Source organism: Piscicoccus intestinalis NBRC 104926, assembly GCF_001515525.1.
GTDB lineage: Bacteria > Actinomycetota > Actinomycetes > Actinomycetales > Dermatophilaceae > Kineosphaera > Kineosphaera intestinalis.
The window spans coordinates 1-5,901 of sequence record NZ_BCNQ01000177.1 but is presented as its reverse complement, the minus strand read 5'-3'; the positions used below and the strand labels follow the sequence as shown (position 1 = coordinate 5,901).

Here is a 5,901-nt window from a genome sequence, read left to right as displayed (position 1 = left end):
GACCGCCGGCACGCCCACGTCCAGGGCTTCGGGGGTGCCGGGCGCCACGCCGAGCGCCGTGCGCACCGCCTCGACGTGCCCGAGGGCGAACCAGTCGTCGGGGCCGGCCCGCACCAGGCCGCGGCCGGTGCGCACCCGCTCGGCGGGTTTGGCTGGGTCGGTGGGCACGGCGGGCACGGTGGGCACGGAGGTCGCCACGGGCGTAGCGCCGGCCTCACCGGCCCCGAGGTCCGGCACGAACCGCGTGGGCAGGTCGCGCACGACCGCCGCGGCCACCCCTGCCGCCTTGGGCCGCACGAGGTCAGCGGCGCCGGCGATCTCGTCGGCGACGGCGACGGCCGTGACGGCGAGCGGCCGACCGTCCCGGTCGGTGGCGCCGCGCAGGTCGTCGAGCGCCACCAGTCCGGCGGCGCCGAGCGCGAAGTCGGTCTGCCCGTGCCGCCACGGGCGCCCCGCCGTGTCGGAGAGCACGACACCGACCCGCGACACACCGAGCTGTTCACACACTGTTGTGTGAAGTTCACGGGCGATGCGGTCGGGCTCCCGGGGGAGGAGCAGCACGGTGTCGTCCGCGCCGGTATTGGACGCGTCGATACCGGCGGCCACGAGCACGGGCCCGGCCAGGCTCTCCACGACCCGGGTCAACCCGGTCGGCGTGCGGCGCTCGGCGACGACCCGGCGTGATTCGGCGAGCACGTGGGCGGCCTTGTGGGTCGCCGGCGCCCGCAGGTCCAGCGACTTGGAGAACAGTTTGGCGGAGACGACGAGCACGTCGCCGTCGTGCAGGCCGGGCCCGGTGCGCAGGGCCCGCACGAGCGCCGCGCCGACGTCGTGGCCGGCGTCGATCTCCGGCACCCCGAGCACCGGCAGCACCCGCAGTTCCCCCGGCTTTGTCGGCTCAGTCGGCTCGCTGGGCTCGGCCGGCTCAGTCGGCTCGCTGGCTTCGGTGGGCTCGGCGGGGTCGGTGGGCGAGCTGGCGTCGGCGGGCATCGGCGCCGTCACCCCCGCGCCCCGCGCAGCTGCAGGGCCAGCGCCAGGGCGTCACCCGCGAGCCGCGCCGCGCTGTCGGGATCGCGCATGAGCAGGGGGCGGGCGGCCACCGTCACGCCGTCGGGCGCGGGGTGCTCCTCGCCGGGCGCCACGAGCCAGCCGTCGAGGAAGTCGGCGTACAGGCCCGCCACCGCCGCCGGGGTCGTCGGCAGCCCGAGCGCACGCAGGCAGGCGTCGGCGTGTCCGCGCACCGGGGCCTCGGAGACGATCGGGCTCACCCCGACGACCGGAGCGCTGGTGCCGCGCATGGCATCCCGGACGCCGGGCACCGACAGGACGATGCCGATCGAGACCACCGGATTGGACGGCGGTAGCAACACGACGTCGGCGTGCCGGATCGCGTCGAGCACCCCCGGCGCGGGGGTCGCCAGATCGATCCCCACGGCGTGGAAGGCCCGGGCCGGCGGCGCGGCGCCCATGCCGACCCACCACTCCTGAAAGTGCACCGCCCGCAGGCCGGCCCTGGCCTCCGTGCCCTTCGTGCTCCGGTCTGCCGTCGGGTCGTCGATGACGACGTACGTCTCGACGGGCTCGTCGCTCATCGGGAGCAGGCGCACGCGACGCCGGTCCAGCCCCCAGCGCTGCCCCAGGCGCGCGGTGACCGCCGACAACTCCATTCCGTTGCCGAGCCACTGGCTGCGCGCGATGTGCGTGGCGAAGTCCAGATCGCCGAGTCCGAACCACTGCGGGTGGGCCCCGTACGCCGCGAGCTCGCCCTGCACGGTGCGGGTGTCGCCGACGCGACCCCAGCCCTGCGACTCGTCGATGCCGCCGCCGAGGGTGTACATGAGCGTGTCGAGGTCGGGGCAGACGCGCAGCCCGAACAGGGTGATGTCGTCGCCGGTGTTGCCGATGACCGTGACCTCGGTCTCAGCGAGGGCCGGATCCGCGTCGAGGTGGGCGCGCAGGCCGCGCAGGAATCGCGCGCCGCCCACGCCGCCCGCGAGGGCAGTGATGCGCATGCCCCGCAGTCTCGCAGCCGGCGTCGGCCCTGATCACGCGGGTCGATTCGGTAACAGCTTGGTCCAACCCGGCAGCGTCTGATTCCCTAGACGCCGCAGGTGGATTAGGCAGACGTCCTGGACAGGTACTCGGTTTCCTTTAACAGATCTTGGGTTGACGTCGTTGGATGACACGCGTGTAATTCTCTTGTTGTTGCTTCCAGCGCGGGCTCACGCGGCGAGAGCCACCCAGGCGCGGCGGAGCCCGATGGTCGAGGAGGGGCCATGAACGACCTGCAGCTGATCTTCAGCGTGACCGACATCGAGGAGACCGAGCTGTCCTGGCAGGACAGGGCGCTGTGCGCGCAGACGGATCCCGAGGCGTTCTTCCCGGAGAAGGGCGGCTCGACCCGGGAGGCCAAGCGCGTATGCGTCGGGTGCGACGTGCGGGCCGAGTGCCTGGAGTACGCGCTGGCGAACGACGAGCGCTTCGGTATCTGGGGCGGCATGAGCGAGCGCGAGCGTCGCAAGCTCAAGCGCCGCGCCGTCTGACCCGCGGCCCGACCGCGTCGAAGGCACCCCAAGCCACACTGGAGACAACCGAACATCGCATGCCGAAAGTGACACCCTCGGCCGAGAGCGAACCGCGACTCGGCCGAAGGTGTCACTTTCGACTGTGTAACGGCCGAATGCCGGAGGCGGTCACCCCCGCCTCCTCGACGGTTCCGCGGAACCCTCAACCGTTCTCGGCGGTGCGTCCGTCGTCAGTCGTCGTCAGTCGTCGTCAGTCGTCGTCGCGGCGGTAGTCGGGGTCGAGGGTGGTGGGCTCGACGTTGAGGGCGCCGGCCAACTGCTCGATAACGATGTCGTTGACCATCGCGGGCAGATCGCGCGGGTCCTCCACGCGCGTCTCGATCGGACGGCGATACAACACGATGCGAGCCGGGAGCCGCCCCTCGGCGGGAAACAGCCGGCTCAGCGGCACCTGTCGGTGCTCCCATGGCGCGGGATCCGACGGCGGCACGAGTTCGACCGCGAATTCGACTGCGTCCAAAGGCCGTCGGAGTCGGCGCTCGATGCGTTCGACGGCGTCGAGCACCTGCTCGTCGAACTGGTCCGACCGCGAACTCATCGCCGGCACCCGCGGCCACGCGAACGGGCCGCGCACGCCGCGCCCGTGCCGGTCGCGACGACGCACCCGATGAGCACCCCGATACGCGCCGACCATGCCAGAACTGTATCGGCCCATCTGGTGGCGGTCCCGCGGGCGCGGCCGGGCGCGTCAACGGGCACCGGCGCGCCAACCCGGTTCGAGGGCGGCTCGGTACGAAAGGCCGCGCAGCAGATGACGACCGGATCACGACCGCGCCCTCCCCGGCGTGGTGCGCCCGGGCGTGTCGGGGGCCGGGCGCTAGTGTCGGTTTCGTGACTCTCATGCGCCGCTGCTCCCGTACCGCGTGTCAGCGGCCAGCTGTCGCGACCCTCACCTACGTCTACGCGGACTCGACGGCAGTGCTTGGCCCGTTGGCCACGTTCGCCGAACCGCACACGTACGACCTGTGCGGTCAGCACGCGGAGCGCCTGACGGCGCCGCGCGGCTGGGAGGTCGTGCGATTGCTGGACCGGTTCGATGACATCCCCGTGCAGGAGGACGACCTGCTCGCGGTGGCGGACGCCCTGCGTGAGCAGACCGTACGGGACCGCACCGCCCGCCAGGCGCCGATGACCGCCGCCGGGGGCGCGAGCGGCTCCGCGTCGGGGCGTGGCGGTGGTCCGAGTCGCGAGGGGCGCTCGGGCGGTTCGGAAGGGATGGGAGTTCCCCAGGAGGAGTACGGAACCCGCCGACGCGCCGCCGCATCCGGTCGGGCGGAGCGACCGGGCTCACGCGCCGAATGGAACGACGCGCGCGGCTCCGACCGGCGCGCCCGGCTGCGCGTGTTGCGTGAGACATCAGCGCGCTCCGCCGATCTGTAAGCGGCAGGTAATGTTCCTCCGGTGAGCACGCCCAACCTGTCCGAGTTCATCAAGGCCTACGACGTGCGCGGCCTCGTACCGCAGCAGCTCGACGCTCGTGTGGCCCGCGCCATCGGCACGGCCTTTGCCGCGAATGTCGCAGTGCCCGAAGGTGCCTCGCGGATCGTCATCGGTCACGACATGCGTCCCAGCTCGCCGGAGCTGTCCCGCGCGTTCGCGGAGGGGGCCGCCGAGCAGGGCCTGGACGTGACCCTCATCGGGTTGTGCTCGACCGACGGTCTCTACTACGCCAGCGGCGCCCTCGACTGCCCCGGCGCGATGTTCACCGCGAGCCACAACCCGGCTGCCTACAACGGCATCAAGATGTGCCGCGCCGGGGCCCGCCCGGTGGGGCAGGATTCCGGGCTCGCCCAGATCACTCGCGACGCCCAGGCGATCGTCGACGGCCAGGAGCCCACGCCCGCACCGCAGCCCGGCACGATCAGCGAGCACGACGTGCTCGGCGACTACGCTGCCTTCCTGCACACGCTCGTCGAGCTGTCCGGCATCCGCCCGCTGAAGGTCGTCGTCGACGCCGGCAACGGCATGGCGGGGCACACGGTGCCCGCCGTCCTGGGCTCCGTCGAGGCGCTCGACGTCGTGCCGCTGTACTTCGAGCTCGACGGCACGTTCCCCAACCACGAGGCCAACCCGCTGGAGCCGGAGAACCTGCGCGACCTGCAGGCCGCGGTCCGCGAGCACGGCGCCGACATCGGGCTCGCCTTCGACGGCGACGCCGACCGCTGCTTCGTCGTCGACGAGCGCGGCGAGCCGGTCAGCGCGTCGGCGATCACCGCGCTCGTCGCCCAGCGCGAGATCGGCAAGGCGGTCGACGGCGGCGCCGACGCGTCCGACGTCGCGATCGTCTACAACGTCATCTCCAGCCACATCGTGCGCGAGACCGTCGCCCGGCTCGGCGCCCGCGGTGTCCGCACCCGCGTCGGGCACTCCTTCATCAAGGCCGAGATGGCCCGGGAGTCGGCGACGTTCGGCGGCGAACACTCCGCGCACTACTACTTCCGCGACTTCTGGTTCGCCGACACCGGCATGCTGGCCGCGCTGCACGTGCTCGCCGCCCTCGGCGAGCAGGTCGCGCCGCTGTCGCAGGTCGTCGCGCCGTACTCGATCTACGCCGCCTCCGGGGAGATCAACTCCACGGTCGCCTCCACGAGCGCAGCCACGCAGGCGGTGCAGGCGTGGGCCGCGCAGCGCAACGTCACCTCCGACACCATGGACGGCCTGACGGTCGAGAGCCTCGACACATCCGCGCCGATGTGGTGGTTCAATCTGAGGCCGAGCAACACCGAGCCGCTGCTGCGACTCAACGTCGAGGCCGTCGACGAGAAGACGATGGCGACGGTGCGCGACGAGGTGCTCGCCATCGTGCGCAGCTCTCCCGACGCACAGCAGGCCGAGTCGGGCGACCCGGCGGCGACGAGCAACGAGAACAACGACAAGGACGACGAGCGATGAGCGCGACCAACCCTTCGACGATCGAGCCCTGGCTGCGCGAGATCCTGCGCTGCCCGGTGACCAAGCAGGAGCTGGTCGACGGCACCGGCCCCGACGGCACCCCGGAGCTGCAGGCCCTGGAACCGGACGCCAACGGCGTGCGCCGGGCCTACCGCGTCGAGGGCGGCATCCCGGTGCTGCTCGTCGACGAGGCCCGCATCATCGAGGATTGATCCAGCGGCCCCCGTCCGCGGGGTCGGCGCGTGGCGAGAGGACGGTCCATGCCCTTCATTGACGAGGCGTTCCTCGACGACGAGCGCCGGCTCGCCGCCTGCGACACCCGCGGCACCTTGCGCGCGCTGGCGACGGCCGGGGCGCAGGTCCGCGAGGCCATGACCCTGGCGCGCGACGCCGGGATCGACCGGCTCGCCCGCGACGACCGCCC

The 5,901-nt window shown here is 72.5% G+C and carries 7 protein-coding genes; 4 read left to right on the top strand and 3 right to left on the bottom strand.

Annotated features, from left to right (window positions below; translation table 11 throughout):
* On the bottom strand, positions 1-990 hold a 990-nt coding region (locus tag PINTE_RS19010; RefSeq protein WP_068433857.1), incomplete at its 3' end, for a coenzyme F420-0:L-glutamate ligase.
* Positions 991-998: 8 nt separating this feature from the next.
* Positions 999-2,012 carry a 2-phospho-L-lactate transferase gene (cofD, locus tag PINTE_RS19005; protein WP_068433855.1) on the bottom strand — a complete coding sequence of 338 codons (1,014 nt, stop codon included), beginning with the start codon at positions 2,010-2,012 and terminating at the stop codon, positions 999-1,001.
* A 264-nt stretch (positions 2,013-2,276) separates the two neighbouring features.
* Here cofD and PINTE_RS19000 point away from each other — a divergent pair, with 264 nt between their 5' ends.
* On the top strand, positions 2,277-2,543 hold the full coding sequence (locus PINTE_RS19000; RefSeq protein WP_068433853.1) for a WhiB family transcriptional regulator: 267 nt from the start codon (positions 2,277-2,279) through the stop codon (positions 2,541-2,543).
* 232 nt (positions 2,544-2,775) lie between these two features.
* Here the strand turns inward: PINTE_RS19000 and PINTE_RS18995 are convergent, their stop codons facing one another.
* Positions 2,776-3,219, bottom strand: coding sequence for a metallopeptidase family protein (locus tag PINTE_RS18995; RefSeq protein ID WP_068433851.1), 444 nt, complete (start codon positions 3,217-3,219; stop codon positions 2,776-2,778).
* A gap of 206 nt (positions 3,220-3,425) precedes the next feature.
* Between PINTE_RS18995 and PINTE_RS24030 the strand changes: the two genes are divergently transcribed.
* Genes PINTE_RS24030 through PINTE_RS18980 form a run of 3 tightly spaced genes read left to right on the top strand, consistent with a single transcriptional unit; the run spans position 3,426 to position 5,689 of the window.
* The gene (locus PINTE_RS24030; RefSeq protein WP_217996645.1) at positions 3,426-3,965 is read left to right on the top strand and encodes a DUF3499 domain-containing protein; all 540 of its coding nucleotides are present in this window, start codon (positions 3,426-3,428) and stop codon (positions 3,963-3,965) included.
* Between the two features lie 21 nt (positions 3,966-3,986).
* A complete protein-coding gene (locus tag PINTE_RS18985; protein ID WP_084343811.1) occupies positions 3,987-5,477 on the top strand; it encodes a phosphomannomutase/phosphoglucomutase in 1,491 nt (496 codons plus the stop codon).
* Positions 5,474-5,689, top strand: a complete 216-nt coding sequence (locus tag PINTE_RS18980; RefSeq protein WP_068433849.1) for a Trm112 family protein — start codon at positions 5,474-5,476, stop codon at positions 5,687-5,689. Before PINTE_RS18985 ends, PINTE_RS18980 begins: the two co-directional genes overlap by 4 nt.
* Positions 5,690-5,901: the final 212 nt, after the last annotated feature.